This window comes from Aurantivibrio plasticivorans, from assembly GCF_055392955.1.
The window spans coordinates 4206084-4223159 of the sequence record NZ_AP036020.1; the positions used below are offsets into that span (position 1 = coordinate 4206084).

The window sequence follows — 17076 nt, forward strand, 5'->3', positions numbered from 1 at the left end:
TTAAATACCCGGAATTTATACAACAGGGGCTTCACGCGCCTTAACTCCATCGTGCGCTAATTGACCATCAGCCAAGGTAATAACCGGTCGACGCAGCCGCTCAATGAGAGCCAGGTCATGACTGGCGATCAATACTGTCACGCCTACCGCATTGAACTGTTGAAACAAGCGCATAATATCGGCAGACAGCGCCGGGTCTAGGTTTCCTGTCGGCTCATCAGCTAGGAGAAAACGGGGCTTATTAACCACGGCTCTCGCGATTCCCACGCGCTGCTGCTCGCCACCGGAAAGCTCGATAGGGTTTTTCCGCTCTTTGTCCAGCAAACCTACTTTATCCAGTGCCGCTCTCACTCGCCGTGCCAGCTCTCGAGGTTGATAACCGGCAATAAGAAGGGGCAGAGCGACGTTATCAAATACACTGCGATCAAATAACAGCTGGTGGTTTTGGAATACCACTCCGACTTGGCGGCGGTGATGCGCAATTTGAGAGCGACGCACACGATTGAGGTTTTGTTGATTGACGAATACCTGACCTCGTGTTGGGCGCTCCATTAACATTATCAGTTTTAGCAAAGTACTTTTGCCTGCGCCAGAATGCCCGGTGAGGAATACCATTTCTCCTGTGGGCACCTCAAAGCTCAGATTACTTAGCGCATCTTTGCCCCCAGAGTAGCGTTTACTTACATTGTCAAAACGAATCATAGCGCGACGTTATATTATGGCTAATTAATCTTATAGTTAGTTGATCGGCCTCTAAGAACCCTGCGAGAAAACCGCCTCTGCGAAAGCATCAGCTGCAAAGGGCTGAAGATCATCAATGGCCTCTCCAACACCGATGTAACGCACGGGCAGCGCAAACTTCTCACTTAGTGCGAATACCACACCACCCTTAGCGGTTCCATCAAGCTTAGTTAGCGCGATACCTGTCACGCCGACAGCTTGATTAAATTGCTCTGCCTGACTTAGTGCATTCTGGCCGGTACCTGCATCCAACACCAACAAGGTTTCATGGGGTGCTGAATCGTCAAGCTTCGCCATTACACGTCGCACTTTACTGAGCTCGTCCATTAAGTGGCTCTTGTTGTGTAGTCGTCCTGCTGTATCAGCAATAACAATGTCTATATTGCGAGCTTGTGCACTTTGCACCGCATCAAAAATGACCGATGCGCTATCAGACCCTGTTGCCTGCGCCACCACGGGAACGTCATTACGCTCTCCCCATACCTTCAGTTGCTCAACGGCAGCCGCCCTAAAGGTATCACCCGCCGCCAGCATGACGCTGTGACCTTGGTTCTGGAATCGCTTAGCCAGTTTGCCGATAGTGGTAGTTTTACCAACACCATTCACCCCAACAACTAAAACCACAAACGGCTGCTTACTGGTATCAATCACTAGAGGCGCTTCTACCACCTTCAACATATCTGTCAGACTCTCGCGCAACGCCTTGAAAAGTGCATCGCCATCAGCGAGCTGCTTTCGCGCCACGCGCTGGGTAAGATCATCGATAATTTTAGTGGTCGCATCGACCCCGACATCGGCCATCAGCAACTGGCTTTCGATATCTTCAAGTAACTCATCATCGATCTCTTTCTTTCCCAGCACCAAATTGCCAATACCATCGCCTAGCTGGTTGGTGGTGCGCGATAGGCCTCGCTTGATCCGGGCAAAGACGGACTCCTTTTTGTCGTCCGTTGCTTCGTTTTGCGTATGAGCTGCTTGCTCTGATTCAGTGTTCGGTGCGGAGGCCGCCTCGGCGACCAGCGGAGTTTCTGGATCGCTTGGTTGGTCTGACGGGCTATCACCTACAGCGGTTGAAGCATCTTGAGTTGCAGTGGTTGCACTCTCCGTTGGCTCCGACTTTTTTTTGCGTCGAAAGAACATCAAATTACTTTCCTATGTTGAACATCAATTCCTTGCCGTTTGCATAGCTTTCTCCAATACGGCTAGGCACAATGCGGCCTGTTAAGCACCAGCAGATAAGTGGGAGTCAGGGTGAAAACAGGTGGCCAGCATCGGGGCAAAAACCAGTTGCGTATTATCGGTGGTAAATGGCGCGGGAGAAAGCTGGATTTTCTAGATTCTACCGGGTTAAGACCCACAGGGGATAGAATTCGCGAAACCTTATTCAATTGGCTCCGCCCAGACCTGCATGACGCCAACGTGGCAGATCTCTTCGCAGGTTCCGGAGCACTCGGTATTGAGGCTGTGTCTCAGGGGGCTGCCAGAGCCGTGCTCATCGAAAAAGATCGCGCTTGCGTCGACAAGCTTCGCCAACACCGAGAGACATTGAACGCTCGCGAGGCAATCGAGATCTGCCAAGCGGATGCTCTATCTTGGCTTGCGACTACCCATCTACCTCAATTCGATATCGTTTTTGTCGACCCACCTTTTGCGGATCACCTTCACGACACGGTCTTGAGTAGTCTCGACGCTAGCGGCTGCCTAAATCCTGGCGCGCTGGTGTATGTGGAATCACCGCGCAACCACATAATCAATGCGCCAAAGGGCTGGCAAAATCTGCGCAACAAACAGTCTGGAGACGTTCGCTATGCACTCTATCAAACGTAGACAATGAAAACTTCAGCCTCTCATTGTCTATTTTTGTAGTTAGCGCCTAAATTGTTTACTATCGCGCCGGTTTACGACAGCCCACTCATTTTTCTGTAGCGGAACCCTATTATGCGTAAAGTGGTTTATCCCGGGACATTCGATCCCATTACCAATGGCCATGTTGACTTAGTTGAACGCGCAGCGCGTTTGTTCGACCACGTTGTTGTTGCCATCGCTTCAAGTAAACGTAAAAACCCGCTATTTACCCTGGAAGAACGAGTCGACATGTCGCAAAAAGTGCTTGCCCATATCGATAATGTTGAAGTTGTCGGATTCGATGTACTGCTCGCCGATTTTGTTGAGCAACAGAATGCGCATGGAGTGGTACGCGGACTGCGAGCGGTTTCTGATTTTGAATATGAATTTCAGTTAGCGAATATGAATCGCGCCCTAAGGCCAGAAATGGAAAGCTTGTTTTTGACGCCATCCGAGCACTTATCTTACATCTCGTCTTCGTTAGTGCGAGAAATCGGCTCACTGGGCGGGGATGTCGGAAACTTCGTACCGAAGCTCGTCGAGAAGGCTCTGATGGAAAAGTTTTCTAGCTAACGACCTGATGAGAACGGGGCGCATACTCATAGCGCCCCCTAGGGACGGAAAAGCGTTATTCCGTCTCGTTGACATAACCCGCTGTTGTACAACCCAAGCAACGAACGAAGGTATTTTTGGCGGGCCCAACGACAAGCGTGCTACCGGACTGCTTTATACTGCCACTTGCAGCAGTAAAAGGCAGTGCGACAAGCCATATAGCCGAACCAATCACCGTAACACCGAACATCACTGGGCGTACCACAACCAAATCCGCGCTCATTGCCAGCATACTCGGGTCTTCACGAACCTGACTGGTAGATCCGGCAGGTTGTTGCGCAAATGCCCACTGGCACAAAGAAAGGCTCAATACTAGGACCATTGCCTTAAGGGATAATGGGGTTTTCCGGGCCACAATAAGTCTCCTCTTACTTGGGCACACCGCACGTTTGCGATGAACGTAGCGGTCACAGCGTGTGATTTAGCTGCTTTATGACACAGTTAAACGGCTTTTACTACCGCAGAACTCTCACTTCTTCCGTTTTGCTGACTCAACGGAATGTTTTAGGGTATCAATAGTTTAGAGCAAAAGCTTCAAGAAGATTAACACCTTTTAAAGGTCAGTGCTGACAGCTTGGGCAATACACTGTAGAGCGTTGCCCTAATCGCACTTCTTTCAGCACCGTTTGGCACTGCAAACAAGCTTCGCCGCCTCGACCATAGACCGACAAAGATTGGGAAAAATAGCCCGGCTTGCCCTCGCTATTAGTAAAATCTCGCAGAGTCGTACCGCCCTGCTGAATGGCATTCCCCAGTACTTGTTTGATATTAGCTGCTAACACATCACTTTGCTGGCGAGTTAATCGCCCAGCGCTGCGACGTGGCCGAATACCCGACATAAACAAGGCTTCATTGGCGTAAATATTCCCAACGCCGACGACCACCTTGCTATCCATTATCAGTTGCTTAATGGGGACTCTACGCTTACGACTGCGCGAAAAAAGATACTCACCTGTAAAATCGTCAGTTAACGGCTCTGGGCCTAAATCGCGCAACAGTTCGTGCTGGTAAGGATCACCCGTCACCCACAGCACAGAACCAAATCGACGCGGATCGGTATAGCGCAACAAATGCCCAGAGCTCAGCTCAATATCGAGATGATCATGCTTTTCAGGTTTGCTGCCTATCGGCAAGACGCGGAGGCTACCCGACATTCCTAGATGCATCATGAGATGGCCGCGGCCAACGACAATAAGTAAATACTTACCACGCCTATGAACCCTAGAAATAGTATTATCTAAAAGACAGCTCTTTAGATTTCGGGGAATAGGCCAGCGTAGTTTCGGTTGGCGAACAACAACATTAACAATGCGTTGCTTCTCCAAGTGTGGCGCTATTCCTCTACGGGTCGTTTCGACCTCAGGTAATTCCGGCAATGGGATAACCCTCCATAACAACAAATAAATCGAACCATGGATCGCAGAGATTCGAGCGGCTGGGTAAACTAGCGCATTTTTCCATACAACAAAATACAGAGAGTGATTGATGTTATTGGGTGTAGACACCGGTGGGACATTTACCGATTTTGTTCTCTATCGAGGAGGCAATGTTGAGATCCACAAAGTACTATCAACACCAGAGGCGCCGGAAAAAGCAATCCTTCAAGGTATTCAAGAACTCAATCTACTCGCATCCATTTCACGGGGCGAACTGACGGTTATTCATGGTTCAACCGTCGCAACCAATGCAGCACTGGAAGGTAAAGGGGTTCGAACGGTGTTTATCACCAACACGGGCTTCAAGGATATGTTAACAATAGGGCGTCAAACACGTCGCGAACTGTACAACCTTCAACCCGTGCCAACCTCTCCACCTGTAGCGAAAGAGCTCTGCCTAGAAGTTGATTGCCGCAGGGACAAGCATGGCGATTCATTACAATCACTCACAGAAGAAAGTTTGCAAGCACTTACAAACCAGGTAGATTCTCTAAAACCTGATGCCATTGCCATTAATATGCTTTTTTCATACATCAATGGCGACGATGAACGGACGATCGCCAAGGCGCTAGACGATACCTATTTTGTCAGTTGCTCGTCCGAGATCCTGCCAGAGTACAAAGAATATGAACGCGGTATCGCTACCTGGCTAAACAGCTACTTAGGCCCATTGATGGAGCGCTATCTCTCTCGTCTAGCCACCGCCATTGAGCCTTCGCCACTAACCATCATGCAGTCGAGCGGAGGCACCATTAGCGCTCAGCAGGCAAGCCAGCGAGCCGTAAACCTCCTCCTTTCTGGCCCAGCAGGTGGCCTTGCCGCAGCAAAGTTCGTTAGAGACCTCTGCAGCAAAGAAGACCTACTTACCTTTGATATGGGCGGCACCTCGACGGACGTGGCACTTATTCAAGGCGAGCTAAACATCACCAATGAAGGACGAATTGGCCCTTACCCGGTTGCCGTTCCCATGGTAGACATGCACACCATCGGCGCTGGCGGCGGATCGTTGGCGAGTGTTGACCAAGGCGGTCTACTGCACGTTGGGCCAGAATCTGCCGGAGCCAGCCCTGGCCCAGCGTGTTACGGCCAAGGCGGTAAGCAAGTGACCGTTACTGACGCCAACGCAATACTCGGCCGACTAAGACCGGATAATTTTCTTGGCGGTGCCATCCACCTAGATCTTAACGCGGCCAACCAGGCGATGGACGTGCTGGCTGGGGCTCTGGGAGTAGATCGTTACGAAGCGGCTTCTGGCGTGCTAGCAATCGCTAACGAACACATGGCAAGAGCATTAAGGGTTATCTCCGTTCAGCGCGGTTACGACCCAATGCATTTTCGACTTTGCTGCTTTGGTGGTGCAGGTGGGCTACATGTTTGTGCGCTTGCCGAGCAACTCAACATGCGAAAAGCACTAGTCCCGCAATTTGGCGGCGTGTTGTCAGCCCTGGGGATGTTGGTCGCACCGCGCGAGCGTCAACTCTCTCAAACCCACCAAGCGCCGTTAGCTGAATTAAAAGACGACGACATTACCCAAGCCTTAAACAAGCTCGCGACTTCAGGGCGAAATGAGTTACTAGCAGAAGGGGTGAATAGACAGGATATCCAGCAGCAGCCCAGCTTAGACCTGCGCTATGTTGGCCAAAGCTATACGATTGCCATTCCATACACGACTCTTCGCCAAAGTGAGAGCGACTTCCATCAACGGCACGCCGAACTCTACGGGCACTGCCTTGATGAACCCATCGAAGTGGTCAACTTGCGGCAACGGATTTATAGCCCTGCAAACAATTTAGCTCTACCACAGCTCGGGGAACGACCCACTGACAAGCCGCTAAAGCAGGATCTCGTTGAGTTGTTCGGGCTTGGAAACGTTCCAGTCGTCAATCGAGCAGAGCTCTACAAAAATGATCGTCTGAAGGGCCCGCTACTCATCTGCGAAACTGTTTCCACCACACTGGTAGCGGAAAGTTGGCAGGTCGACGTAGACGCCTACGGCAATTTACTTCTTGAAAAGTACATTTAGATACTACAGGCACAAAAAAACCCGCCGTAGCGGGTTTTTATCAATCAGCTTGAAGACGCTTATTTAATTTTGCCTTCTTTGTAGACCACGTGCTTACGTACAACGGGGTCGAACTTTTTGATTTCCATTTTACCAGGCATGGTGCGCTTATTTTTGGTCGTGGTGTAAAAGTGACCAGTACCAGCGCTGGAATTTAATCGAATTTTATCACGCATTTGTTTTCTCCTCGTGGATCGCTTTCGTCTCTAGGCTTTTGCCTCAAGAAATGGCGATTAAACTTTTTCGCCGCGAGCACGGAGATCGGCCAAAACTTGATCAATTCCGAGCTTATCAATGACACGCATACCTTTTGCAGAAACCTGCAATTTTACGTAGCGCTTCTCAGATTCAACCCAAAAGCGATGGGTATGAAGGTTTGGCAAAAAACGACGGCGGGTGTGGTTTTTTGCGTGTGATACGTTGTTTCCAGTCATCGGCGCTTTTCCGGTGACCTGACATACTCTAGACATCGTCCTGCCTCAATTTAGATGTGAACGTTACAGCGTCGCACCAAGTCACCACTTGGCGACTCACACAGGCTGTATTCTGTGAAATTCGGCGGCTGGAACTATGCGCAAGACAACGTTCGCTTAACCAAGATTTGGCTACTGCCGCAAAGAGCCGGGCTTTATACCAAAACAACATTTGAAGTGCAACAAAATTCACCTTTTCGCCTTAATTTTGGACAATATTCGCAGCCCTAAATCTAAACCATCAACCCTTGCTCCATCAACGATGTCACCTCGCCAGCGCCGACGATGAGGTGGTCGAGCACTCTAATGTCGACCAACTCAAGTGCACTCTGCAATCGCTCAGTGATTCTCATGTCCGCCTGACTTGGCTCAGCGATACCCGAGGGGTGGTTGTGACTTAAAATCACTGCAGCGGCATTGTAACTCAAGGCCTTTTTAACTACCTCGCGAGGATAAACGCTGGCACCGTCAATGGTGCCGAAAAATAGCTCTTCGTAACGCAGAAGTTGATGCCTGGTATCCAAAAACAGCACAGCGAAAACCTCTTGCGTCTTATGCCTCAACTGAGCACTAACAAACTGCTTTGCTGTACGAGCGGAACTCAGCACATCCCGCTGCGCAAGCGCCTCCGACAGGTGACGGCGCGCCATCTCCATGACCGCTTGCAATTGAGCATATTTGGCCAGGCCCAAGCCGTGACCGGCGCAGAAACTTTGCTGACTAGCCTCTAACAGAGGGCGCAAGCCTCCAAACTCAGTAATTAATTCGCGAGCAAGATCGACAGCCGACTTGCCAGCAACACCTGTACGAAGAAAGATCGCCAGTAATTCAGAGTCGGTGAGCGCTGAAGGGCCCGATAAGAGAAGCTTTTCGCGCGGCCGTTCTTCGGCCGGCCAATTAATGATCGACATAAACATTCCTTGTCCTGTATTTGAGGAGTAATTTGCAAGCGCATCCGGCGCTCGATACCCCCCATTATTGATAATTTGCCATAACTTGACCAGCGCCCAATACCAATTTCGGCCAGAGCAGTGGCCGCAGGTCGGACCCTGGCTAGCAATAATTGTTAAAGCTGTTATCGTATCCCACCTCTTTTTACAGACGTTTTTTAACGTGTATCGCCAGCCCTTGGGGCACTGCAGGGTTAGTATGAGCTCGCTAGTCAACAAACAGGTTATCGTTGGGATTACCGGCGGTATCGCTGCCTATAAAAGCGCCGAACTTGTTCGCCGCCTTCAAGATGAAGGGGCTCGCGTGCGTGTGGTCATGACAGAAGGAGCTCAAGCATTTATCACGCCTTTAACTCTGCAGGCTTTATCAGGTAATCCAGTCCACCTGGATCTATTGGATAGCGACGCTGAAGCCGCAATGGGGCACATCGAGCTGGCCAAGTGGGCGGACCTGATTGTGGTTGCACCAGCGACAGCTGACTTTATTGCTCGCCTAGCCAATGGTGAGGGCGATGACCTTCTCACCACACTTTGTCTCGCCACCAGTGCCGTTATGGCCGTTGCACCAGCCATGAACCAAGCCATGTGGGCCAACTCGGCCACCCAAGATAATATTGCGTTACTGTCGAAGCGCGGCATCAAACAACTAGGCCCAGCAAGTGGCAGCCAAGCCTGCGGTGATGTCGGAGAAGGGCGGATGCTAGAGCCTACTGACATTGCAAAGCGCTGTGCGGATTTATTTAACACCGGGGCACTTGCAGGGAAACGGGTGGTCATTACTGCGGGACCAACTCGTGAAGCGATCGATCCAGTGCGATACATTAGCAATCACAGTTCTGGCAAAATGGGCTACGCACTCGCAACGGCAGCAATGGAAGCAGGCGCATATACGACACTCATTAGCGGCCCGACAAACCTTCCTCAACCAGCGCGCTGTAACTTTGTATCCGTTACCAGTGCCGAAGAGATGCACCAAGCAAGCCTTACCGAAAGCGACCAGTGCGATATATTTATAGCCTCAGCCGCGGTCGCCGATTATCGGCCAGCAGTCACTGCCGAGCAAAAGATCAAAAAAGGCAAAGAAGACACAACGCGAATTGAGTTGGTTAAAAACCCCGATATCGTTGCTAGCATTTCTGCCACCACCAAGGTGCCATTTGTTGTCGGGTTTTGTGCAGAAACGGAAAATGTTTTACAAAACGGTCGAGACAAGCTGGCGCGTAAAGGCCTAAAGCTCATCATCGCTAATGACGTATCGAACCCAAACATTGGGTTCAATAGTGATGAGAATGCCGTAACGTTGATTTGGCCTAATCGCGAAGAGGTTATCGATCAGCAAAGCAAGCAGCAACTTGCTCGACTGATTATCGCAAAAATTTCAGAACACGTTTAAATTTTATGGGCTTGTTTAACTAATTTAACCAACAAGCCCCATTAACGCATAAGGAATTCAGGGTGCTAAAGAACACCAAAAAGCAGGCGGCGCCAAAAGACAACCCTAAAACAGAAGATAAAACATCCCGCAAACCACTGAGTGCCTGGGCCAAATTATTTGCAGTCTTTGTGCTTGTTGCCGTTTTAATTAATGGAGCTGGAGGCTACTGGGCTTACGACACCTATGTTATTCAAGTAGAGAAAAACCGCCTCAATAAACTCGCCCAAGAACATGCCACATCTAAAGCATCTACAATTGCCCGCTACTTACGCAATTTAGAAAAAACATTTCAACAGTTTGCTGACCAAGAACTACTGGTGTCCGCTGCTGAGGACAATGCGCAAGAAACGTTTAATCGTTTAGCAGATTTACTGCGCAATCAAGAGCCACAAATTACAACCCTGCGTTTGTTTCCCTACGGCAGCGCCAGTCTCGAACCGAACGCAACCCCCCCCATCCGTTTCGCAGAAATTGACATGATAAACCGCGCCGAAAAACGCGAGCCTGTCTTTCCAGAAGCATCTCAATACAATGGCGCGTGGCAACTCGCTCTAGCTCGCCCAGTACCTTACTCGAAGCCGGAAACAACTGAGAACGAACGCTTAGTTAATTTTGGGGTAAAGGCATCTCTGTTTGTCACTCTCGACGCGGGTGAGATGATGTCGAAGCTAAATGACGACAATGAGTCACAGGGCCGAATTTTATTGCAGCAAGTATTCGACACAGGCAAACCACAACCTCTGGTACAGTTTGGCCAAGGTAATGCCGGTGAAACACAAACGGTAAAAGTTGAAAATAGCTATTGGGAGGTTGTTTTCACCCCCTCCAACAACATGGCTCGGCACATTAATGTAAGTCCAATGCCAGTTTTCTCGGGCGTAGCACTGACTCTGCTCGCATCATTACTTGCCGCCTACTTGGCAGCTAATATATTCAGCCGCAAAGCCATGGCGAAAGCCGAACAACTTCAAGCGGCGCAACGCGCATCTGAAGAAGCCCGCTCTGAGACGTCCTTTATTGATCCCCTGCACCGCAGCAAAAAACTAGCCGAGGTGGAGATAAGAGATGAAGACGCAAGCTTGGTTAACACAAAAGATGAAGAAGACCCACTAGATATCGCTGATGTACTCAGCGATGACGAAGACGAAGGTATTTCTAGCGAGATTTTCCGAGCCTATGATATTCGCGGAATCGTCAAAACCCATTTGCCTCCCGCAAACGTTGTTGCGATCGGCCGTGCTATTGGTAGCGAAGTTTTAGATTCAGGCGATAACGCTATTGTGGTTGGCCGAGATGGCCGCACTCACAGCCCAGATGTGTCTGAACAGTTAATCGAAGGTATTTTATCAACGGGGTGCAACGTCATTAATATTGGCATGGTACCTACCCCTGTCGTTTACTATGCAATTAATGAGTTAGATAGTACTAATAGCGGTGTCGTTGTTACCGCCAGCCACAATCCAGCAGAATATAATGGGTTCAAAATTGTGGTAAACAACGAAACCCTCGCTGGTGACCGTATACTCGCGTTACGCACTCGCATTCTTCAAGAAAGTTTCAAAACCGGTACAGGAAGAGAAGATTTCTCGGACCTGTCATTCCAATATGTTGAGCGTATTTTTTCCGATGTTGCTCTCGCTGGTGACTTAAAAGTTGTTGTAGACGCAGGCAATGGTGTTGCCGGTGAGCTAGCACCCAGAGTATTCGACGAAATCGGCTGCGAAGTTGTGCCGCTTTATTGTCAAGTCGATGGCACCTTCCCCAATCATGAAGCCGACCCATCGGTTTATGCTAATTTGCAAGACTTGGTGCAAAAAGTACAAGAGGTTGGCGCGGATCTGGGTGTCGCACTGGACGGTGACGGTGATCGCGTTGGGGTTGTCACCGCAACCGGACAAATTATTGCAGCGGATCGCTTATTAATGCTCCTCGCCAAAGATATTGTCTCGCGCAACCCAGGTGCCGATGTACTATTTGACGTAAAATGTAGCCGCGATTTAACCAGCGTCATCACTAGCTACGGTGGACGACCCGTTATGTGGAAAACCGGCCACTCACATATGAAAGCAAAAATGCGCGAAACTGGCGCGCTGCTTGGTGGAGAATTATCAGGCCATATCTTTATCAAGGAACGCTGGTACGGTTTCGATGACGGCATTTATGCAGCTGCCCGCATTATGGAAATCATGAGTTTGCGAGAGCAAAGCCTTGACGAAATTTTCGAAGCCTTTCCCGCGTTACCGGCAACACCAGAAATTAAAGTCTCTGTCGCGGAAGATAGGAAATTCAAACTCATTCAGAAACTCATCGCTGACCCTAGCTTTAAAGAGGGCAAGCTAACCACGATCGACGGCTTACGCGTCGATTATGCTTCCGGCTGGGGCTTGGCTCGCGCATCAAATACCTCACCGGCTATTACATTGCGGTTTGAAGGGGAGTCTGAAGAGGCGCTACAAGATATTCAACAACGTTTTAAACAAGCATTGCTGGCTATCGACCCAGCATTAAAAATACCGTATTAACTTTACTTATTTATTTGGATAAAAATACATGTCACTTGATCGCGAAAACGCCCTCAAGGTCGCTGAAGTCCTAACTGAAGCGCTGCCCTATATTCAACGCTTTACCGGAAAAACTGTGGTCGTGAAGTATGGCGGCAACGCCATGATCGATGAAGACCTCCAAAACAGTTTCGCCCGCGATATTGTGCTAATGAAAACCGTTGGCATGAATCCCATCGTGGTTCACGGTGGCGGCCCACAAATAGGTCAGCTCCTAGAGCGATTAAATATTCAATCTGAATTTATTGATGGCATGCGGGTAACCGATAGCGAAACGATGGACGTGGTTGAAATGGTGCTGGGTGCTGCCGTCAACAAACAAATCGTTAACCTCATTAATCGCAATGGTGGGCAAGCGCTAGGCATTACGGGTAAAGACGGATCGTTAATTCGCGCACGCAAACTCAAAGTTACGCGCAGCTCTCCACAGATTCAAACCACTGAAATTATCGACATCGGACACGTCGGAGAAGTTGAGTCGATCAATCGCCAGGTTATCGATACCTTGATTAATTCAGATTTTATACCCGTCATTGCACCAATAGGGGTCGGCGCCGAAGGGGAGTCCTACAACATCAACGCAGACCTCGTTGCTGGGAAAATTGCCGAAGTACTGCAAGCAGAAAAATTGATTCTGCTGACCAACGTGGCAGGGTTGCAAGATAAAGCTGGCGAGACCCTTACCGGGCTCACCCCCAAGCAAGTAGACGACTTAATCGAAGACGGCACTATTTATGGCGGAATGTTGCCCAAAATCAACTGTGCACTGGACGCTGTCAAAATGGGTGTCACGAGCGCTCACATTATCGATGGCCGGGTAACCCACGCCGTATTACTCGAAGTTTTTACCGACTCCGGAGTCGGCACGCTAATCAGTAACCGCCCGAAATAAGTGGCCCAAGCCATCGATAAAACTAACGGAATCATTGATGCCACACGGAATAGCCGCTAGGATAAGCGAGTAATCATTTACATCGCTAGAACGGCTCACAAACCCACTAGAAAAATAACGACTTTTATGAGCAAGACAACGCAAAAATCAAACCGTCGCCAACAGATTCTTGAAAGCCTCGCCTATATGCTCTCAAACTGTCCAGGCGCTCGAATCACTACCGCCGCGCTAGCCAAAGAAGTCGGTGTCTCCGAAGCAGCGCTATACCGTCATTTCCCCAGCAAATCAAAAATGTTTGAAGGGCTGATTGAATTTATAGAAGAAACGATTTTCTCTCGCATAAATTTAATACTGTCTGAAGAAGCAACTGCGCTAAAACGTTGTGAGCGAATTCTTTTATTATTACTCACCTTTGCTGAGCGTAACCCTGGTATTTCGCGCATTATTACGGGCGATGCGCTGGCTGGAGAAACTGAGCGGCTGCGTGTACGTATCGTGCAGTTTTTCGAACGACTGGAAACACAAATTAAGCAAGTACTACGAGAAGCCGAGGTACGAGAAGATTTACGTTTAAACCTATCTGTTACGGCCGCAGCAAATTTAATGATGGCCGCTGCCGAAGGTCGAATATCACAATTTGTACGTAGCGAGTTTAAACGCCCACCAACGGAAAACTGGTCTGCCCAGTGGACAGTACTGTTAACTGGTTTTGCTCGCGAAGAAGTGCCCACTGTATAAACAGCTACGCCCGCGTTTTAATAGCGAAATAGCTATCAGAACACAAATAAAAAAGCCGCTGTGACAGCGGCTTTTTTATTTGCTTGATTGCTTTCCCTACTGCATTGCGGCGGTTTGATCATCGGCCGCCTTATCAGTTTCTGGGCGAATAATTTTAAACCGTTCAATATCGCTATCGAATTTTTCTTCAAGTGAGCGTTGATTTTCTTTTCTGATAGCAATAAGACGATTTGTTTCAGCCAACTCTTCCTGAAGCTCTGAAAGGTTTGTCAAAATAACCTCCGGCACCTTACGCCCCTGACGTTCGAAGTTAGCCGCTCGTGCTTGTACCGTCTCGATCTGAGCTTGGATACTGTTTGCGTTACCACGAAGAATAGACAGGCTCGCCTCAAAGTCACCCACTTTACGCTTTTTCGCCGCACGAATATCGTCTGGGGTACTGTAGCGCTTCAATAGATATTCATCCCATTCGGCCAAACGTGCCTCTCGCTCTCGTTGTGCAGCATAAGCTTCCGCCTCTTCTTCAGAGGGTGCCGGAGCGACAACTTCCAGCACTTCACCATAGGCTGTTACGACTTCGTAGCCATTCTTAACGTACTGGGGAGGAATAGTACTATGAATAACTTTTACCCCCTCGTCATTGAGATATCGATAATAACGCTGCTGCGCATGGCTGGCGCTCGCCATAAATACACAACACAGCGCCGCTAAAATGGACCATCTAATAGGCCAGCGATGGGCGCGTTTTCTTACGACGCTGTGTCCAGCAGTGTGCAACATAATCAAATCCAACTTATTTCACCCTAGAGGTTCAGACACCATATTCTTCGCGGTAGGCCTTCACTTTGGCAGCGATCTCGGAGGAGTCAGCCTGTTCTTCAAGATACGAAATTATATGGTCAACCGCAGCAATATTGATCACAGGAATCGAAAATTCCTGTTCAACCTCTTGAATGGCTGACAACTGGCCCTTACCGCGCTCCTGTCGATTAAGACCAATAACTACCCCTGCAGGTTCAGCGCCGTGTTGATGAATGAGGTCAATCACCTCACGAATGGCCGTCCCAGCCGTGATGACATCATCTACAATAAGCACTCTACCCTTCAGCGGAGCGCCCACTAAGGTCCCACCTTCACCGTGATCCTTAGCTTCCTTACGATTAAAACCGTAAGGATAGTCTCGCTCATATTGGTCAGATAACGCCACCGCTGTTGTGGAGACTAAGGGAATACCTTTGTAGGCCGGACCAAATAGCATATCGAAAGACGTTCCAGCATTTTCGATAGCAGCCGCATAGAATTTTCCCAGGGCAGCTAAGGCTTTACCCGTATTAAAGAGTCCTGCGTTAAAAAAGTAGGGGCTAATACGACCCGATTTCAGTGTAAAAGATCCAAATTGAAGCGCCTGTTGCTCTATGGCTAGGCGGATGAATTCACGTTGATACGATTGCATGCTCACTACCTTGAAAGAACCGAAGTGGCGGCTCTGCAAATGCCGCCTGAAGCCGTCTTAGACCAAATTAAAGCCGCAACGAATTAACGGCCATATACTCACAAATAATCACAAACCGGGTATGATACACAGTCCGTTATAAAGGGGCGATGATGAGAATAATAAATCTCAGTATGGATGGCATACAGCAAGCCGTGGAGCGCGGCTTGTATGACTGGTTGGGACAGCAGGATGCCGACATAATTTGTCTTCAGGACTGCCGATTGCCGGCTTATGTCCTGGAGGAACCCCCCTATATTATGGAGGGCTACCACTGCTATTTCTTCGATTCGGGTATTGACGATGCCTATGGCGTAGGCATTTTCACTCGCGAACAGCCCAAAGCTCTGATCTATGGGTTAGGCTTTTCATCCGGTACCGATATGCAGGGGCGTTATTTACAGATCGATTTTGATAGGCTGAGTGTTGGGTCGCTACTCGCACCCCAGGTGACAGATGATCCAGAGTCGTCCGATATCAAAACCAAGTTTTTTGATGACTTACAGGCGCACCTGCACAAAATCACGCGCAAACGCAGAGACTTCATCTTTTGCGGTAATTGGGGCATAGCCGCGACAAAGATCGACGTGCAAAACCCTGACGACAAGCAAAAAACACCTGGATTCACAGAAAATGATCGGCTTTGGATGGATCAATTGATCCATGAGCTTGGCTATGTTGATGCCTTTCGCCGCGTTAATTCTGACAAGGACGAGTTCTCTTGGTGGCCAAGTGGTGAAATGGGTAACGGAGACGGCTGGCGCACTGATTTTCAGATCGCTTCGGAAGCGCTTCGCAACAAAGTGGAGTACGCCACCATCTACAAAACCCAAACCTTCTCCAGCCACCTCCCTGTGATTATCGATTACGACTTGGAGTTACCCGAATCCTTCTAGAGGCGGTGGTTTAACCGCCTCATCAAATTAACTCCCCAGTGCTTCGCGCTGCAGCGCGTGAAGCTCAGCAATACCTTGTTTTGCCAACGCCAACATCTCACCAAACTGCGCTTCGGTGAAGGGCTCGCCTTCCGCAGTTCCCTGGATTTCAATCATGCCACCGTCATCCGCCATCACAATGTTCATGTCAGTATCGGCATTCGAGTCCTCCGGGTAATCTAAGTCCAACACCGGCACACCCTCATATAGCCCAACGGATACTGACGCGACCATGCGCTTAAGCGCGTCACCGCTGACACGGTAATCTTTCGCACATATCACCTCAATGGCATCAGCTAGGGCAACGCAAGCGCCGGTAATAGACGCAGTGCGCGTACCACCATCGGCCTGGATAACATCGCAATCGATAGTAATCGTGTTTTCACCCAGTGCTTCCAAATCAATCGCTGCACGCAATGAACGGCCAATGAGACGCTGAATCTCGACTGTTCTTCCGCCTTGCTTACCGCGAGCTGCTTCTCGATTCATACGACTTCCCGTAGAGCGAGGCAACATACCGTACTCTGCGGTCACCCAACCTTTACCTTCGCCGCGCAAAAACCGTGGCACAGAGGCTTCTACGCTGGCCGTACAAATAACTTTGGTATCTCCAAACTCGACCAATACCGAACCTTCTGCGTGTTTGGTGTAGCCACGGGTGATGTTAATGTCGCGGAGTTGATTAGGCTGTCGCCCACTGGGTCGTTGCATGCTAAAAATCCTTAAACGTCTTGCTGGATATTCCTCGCGTTTGGCGGCATATCCATGAGTTCTATTCGTAAGTGGCCGCAGAGTATACCTGATGCTCTCAGACCTCTCCGGTAAAATCGCGGCGATATCGGAAGCACAGGATAAAAAAACACTCCTGGGCCTGTGGTAGGATAGCGCCTTTAAGACAATAACA

Annotated in this window: 18 protein-coding genes; 8 read left to right on the forward strand and 10 right to left on the reverse strand. The window is 49.4% G+C overall.

Annotated elements, in window-relative coordinates; genetic code table 11:
* Positions 1–15: 15 nt before the first annotated feature.
* Positions 16–702, reverse strand: a complete 687-nt coding sequence (gene ftsE / locus ACZ5NB_RS18950) for a cell division ATP-binding protein FtsE (protein ID WP_460234312.1) — start codon at positions 700–702, stop codon at positions 16–18.
* 51 nt (positions 703–753) lie between these two features.
* Positions 754–1881 (reverse strand): signal recognition particle-docking protein FtsY, encoded by a 1128-nt coding sequence (gene ftsY / locus ACZ5NB_RS18955; RefSeq protein ID WP_460234313.1) that lies wholly within the window; start codon positions 1879–1881, stop codon positions 754–756.
* Positions 1882–1992: 111 nt separating this feature from the next.
* Between ftsY and rsmD the strand changes: the two genes are divergently transcribed.
* Together rsmD and coaD are read left to right on the forward strand one after the other, a co-directional pair.
* Positions 1993–2568, forward strand: coding sequence for a 16S rRNA (guanine(966)-N(2))-methyltransferase RsmD (rsmD, locus tag ACZ5NB_RS18960; RefSeq protein ID WP_460234314.1), 576 nt, complete (start codon positions 1993–1995; stop codon positions 2566–2568).
* 111 nt (positions 2569–2679) lie between these two features.
* Positions 2680–3159: a pantetheine-phosphate adenylyltransferase gene (coaD, locus tag ACZ5NB_RS18965; protein WP_460234315.1), complete on the forward strand. Its 480-nt coding sequence runs from the start codon at positions 2680–2682 to the stop codon at positions 3157–3159.
* Between the two features lie 55 nt (positions 3160–3214).
* Here the strand turns inward: coaD and ACZ5NB_RS18970 are convergent, their stop codons facing one another.
* Positions 3215–3553 (reverse strand): hypothetical protein, encoded by a 339-nt coding sequence (locus ACZ5NB_RS18970; RefSeq protein ID WP_460234316.1) that lies wholly within the window; start codon positions 3551–3553, stop codon positions 3215–3217.
* Between the two features lie 205 nt (positions 3554–3758).
* Positions 3759–4574, reverse strand: coding sequence for a bifunctional DNA-formamidopyrimidine glycosylase/DNA-(apurinic or apyrimidinic site) lyase (gene mutM / locus ACZ5NB_RS18975; protein ID WP_460234412.1), 816 nt, complete (start codon positions 4572–4574; stop codon positions 3759–3761).
* Positions 4575–4683: 109 nt separating this feature from the next.
* On the opposite strand from mutM, the gene ACZ5NB_RS18980 reads away from it, so the two are divergent.
* Positions 4684–6657 carry a hydantoinase/oxoprolinase family protein gene (locus tag ACZ5NB_RS18980; RefSeq protein ID WP_460234317.1) on the forward strand — a complete coding sequence of 658 codons (1974 nt, stop codon included), beginning with the start codon at positions 4684–4686 and terminating at the stop codon, positions 6655–6657.
* A gap of 59 nt (positions 6658–6716) precedes the next feature.
* Here the strand turns inward: ACZ5NB_RS18980 and rpmG are convergent, their stop codons facing one another.
* The 3 genes from rpmG to radC form a co-directional block, all read right to left on the reverse strand.
* Positions 6717–6872, reverse strand: coding sequence for a 50S ribosomal protein L33 (gene rpmG, locus ACZ5NB_RS18985; RefSeq protein ID WP_460234319.1), 156 nt, complete (start codon positions 6870–6872; stop codon positions 6717–6719).
* 57 nt (positions 6873–6929) lie between these two features.
* Positions 6930–7166, reverse strand: coding sequence for a 50S ribosomal protein L28 (gene rpmB, locus ACZ5NB_RS18990; protein WP_460234320.1), 237 nt, complete (start codon positions 7164–7166; stop codon positions 6930–6932).
* Between the two features lie 236 nt (positions 7167–7402).
* The gene (radC, locus tag ACZ5NB_RS18995) at positions 7403–8080 is read right to left on the reverse strand and encodes a RadC family protein (protein WP_460234321.1); all 678 of its coding nucleotides are present in this window, start codon (positions 8078–8080) and stop codon (positions 7403–7405) included.
* Positions 8081–8318: 238 nt separating this feature from the next.
* Here radC and coaBC point away from each other — a divergent pair, with 238 nt between their 5' ends.
* The 4 genes from coaBC (at position 8319) to slmA (ending at position 13745) form a co-directional block, all read left to right on the forward strand.
* Positions 8319–9512, forward strand: coding sequence for a bifunctional phosphopantothenoylcysteine decarboxylase/phosphopantothenate--cysteine ligase CoaBC (coaBC, locus tag ACZ5NB_RS19000; RefSeq protein WP_460234322.1), 1194 nt, complete (start codon positions 8319–8321; stop codon positions 9510–9512).
* Positions 9513–9574: 62 nt separating this feature from the next.
* Positions 9575–12076 (forward strand): phosphomannomutase/phosphoglucomutase, encoded by a 2502-nt coding sequence (locus tag ACZ5NB_RS19005; protein ID WP_460234323.1) that lies wholly within the window; start codon positions 9575–9577, stop codon positions 12074–12076.
* A gap of 28 nt (positions 12077–12104) precedes the next feature.
* Positions 12105–13007, forward strand: a complete 903-nt coding sequence (gene argB / locus ACZ5NB_RS19010) for an acetylglutamate kinase (RefSeq protein ID WP_460234324.1) — start codon at positions 12105–12107, stop codon at positions 13005–13007.
* A gap of 126 nt (positions 13008–13133) precedes the next feature.
* Positions 13134–13745, forward strand: a complete 612-nt coding sequence (slmA, locus tag ACZ5NB_RS19015) for a nucleoid occlusion factor SlmA (RefSeq protein ID WP_464107719.1) — start codon at positions 13134–13136, stop codon at positions 13743–13745.
* A gap of 96 nt (positions 13746–13841) precedes the next feature.
* Here the strand turns inward: slmA and ACZ5NB_RS19020 are convergent, their stop codons facing one another.
* The gene (locus ACZ5NB_RS19020) at positions 13842–14525 is read right to left on the reverse strand and encodes a hypothetical protein (protein WP_464107720.1); all 684 of its coding nucleotides are present in this window, start codon (positions 14523–14525) and stop codon (positions 13842–13844) included.
* Between the two features lie 31 nt (positions 14526–14556).
* On the reverse strand, positions 14557–15198 hold the full coding sequence (gene pyrE, locus ACZ5NB_RS19025) for an orotate phosphoribosyltransferase (protein ID WP_460234327.1): 642 nt from the start codon (positions 15196–15198) through the stop codon (positions 14557–14559).
* A gap of 152 nt (positions 15199–15350) precedes the next feature.
* Here pyrE and ACZ5NB_RS19030 point away from each other — a divergent pair, with 152 nt between their 5' ends.
* On the forward strand, positions 15351–16133 hold the full coding sequence (locus ACZ5NB_RS19030; protein WP_460234328.1) for an exodeoxyribonuclease III: 783 nt from the start codon (positions 15351–15353) through the stop codon (positions 16131–16133).
* A gap of 27 nt (positions 16134–16160) precedes the next feature.
* Here ACZ5NB_RS19030 and rph read toward each other — a convergent pair whose 3' ends face one another.
* Positions 16161–16883 carry a ribonuclease PH gene (rph, locus tag ACZ5NB_RS19035; RefSeq protein WP_460234329.1) on the reverse strand — a complete coding sequence of 241 codons (723 nt, stop codon included), beginning with the start codon at positions 16881–16883 and terminating at the stop codon, positions 16161–16163.
* Positions 16884–17076: the final 193 nt, after the last annotated feature.

Coding starts and splice junctions, on each gene's coding strand:
- ACZ5NB_RS19020 (WP_464107720.1), bottom strand. CDS start 14,525: ATGTTGCACACTGCTGGACACAGCGTCGTAAGAAAACGCGCCCATCGC.
- ACZ5NB_RS18980 (WP_460234317.1), top strand. CDS start 4,684: ATGTTATTGGGTGTAGACACCGGTGGGACATTTACCGATTTTGTTCTC.
- radC (WP_460234321.1), bottom strand. CDS start 8,080: ATGTCGATCATTAATTGGCCGGCCGAAGAACGGCCGCGCGAAAAGCTT.
- pyrE (WP_460234327.1), bottom strand. CDS start 15,198: ATGCAATCGTATCAACGTGAATTCATCCGCCTAGCCATAGAGCAACAG.
- ACZ5NB_RS19030 (WP_460234328.1), top strand. CDS start 15,351: ATGAGAATAATAAATCTCAGTATGGATGGCATACAGCAAGCCGTGGAG.
- rph (WP_460234329.1), bottom strand. CDS start 16,883: ATGCAACGACCCAGTGGGCGACAGCCTAATCAACTCCGCGACATTAAC.
- argB (WP_460234324.1), top strand. CDS start 12,105: ATGTCACTTGATCGCGAAAACGCCCTCAAGGTCGCTGAAGTCCTAACT.
- rpmG (WP_460234319.1), bottom strand. CDS start 6,872: ATGCGTGATAAAATTCGATTAAATTCCAGCGCTGGTACTGGTCACTTT.
- coaBC (WP_460234322.1), top strand. CDS start 8,319: ATGAGCTCGCTAGTCAACAAACAGGTTATCGTTGGGATTACCGGCGGT.
- ftsE (WP_460234312.1), bottom strand. CDS start 702: ATGATTCGTTTTGACAATGTAAGTAAACGCTACTCTGGGGGCAAAGAT.
- slmA (WP_464107719.1), top strand. CDS start 13,134: ATGAGCAAGACAACGCAAAAATCAAACCGTCGCCAACAGATTCTTGAA.
- rpmB (WP_460234320.1), bottom strand. CDS start 7,166: ATGTCTAGAGTATGTCAGGTCACCGGAAAAGCGCCGATGACTGGAAAC.
- coaD (WP_460234315.1), top strand. CDS start 2,680: ATGCGTAAAGTGGTTTATCCCGGGACATTCGATCCCATTACCAATGGC.
- ftsY (WP_460234313.1), bottom strand. CDS start 1,881: ATGTTCTTTCGACGCAAAAAAAAGTCGGAGCCAACGGAGAGTGCAACC.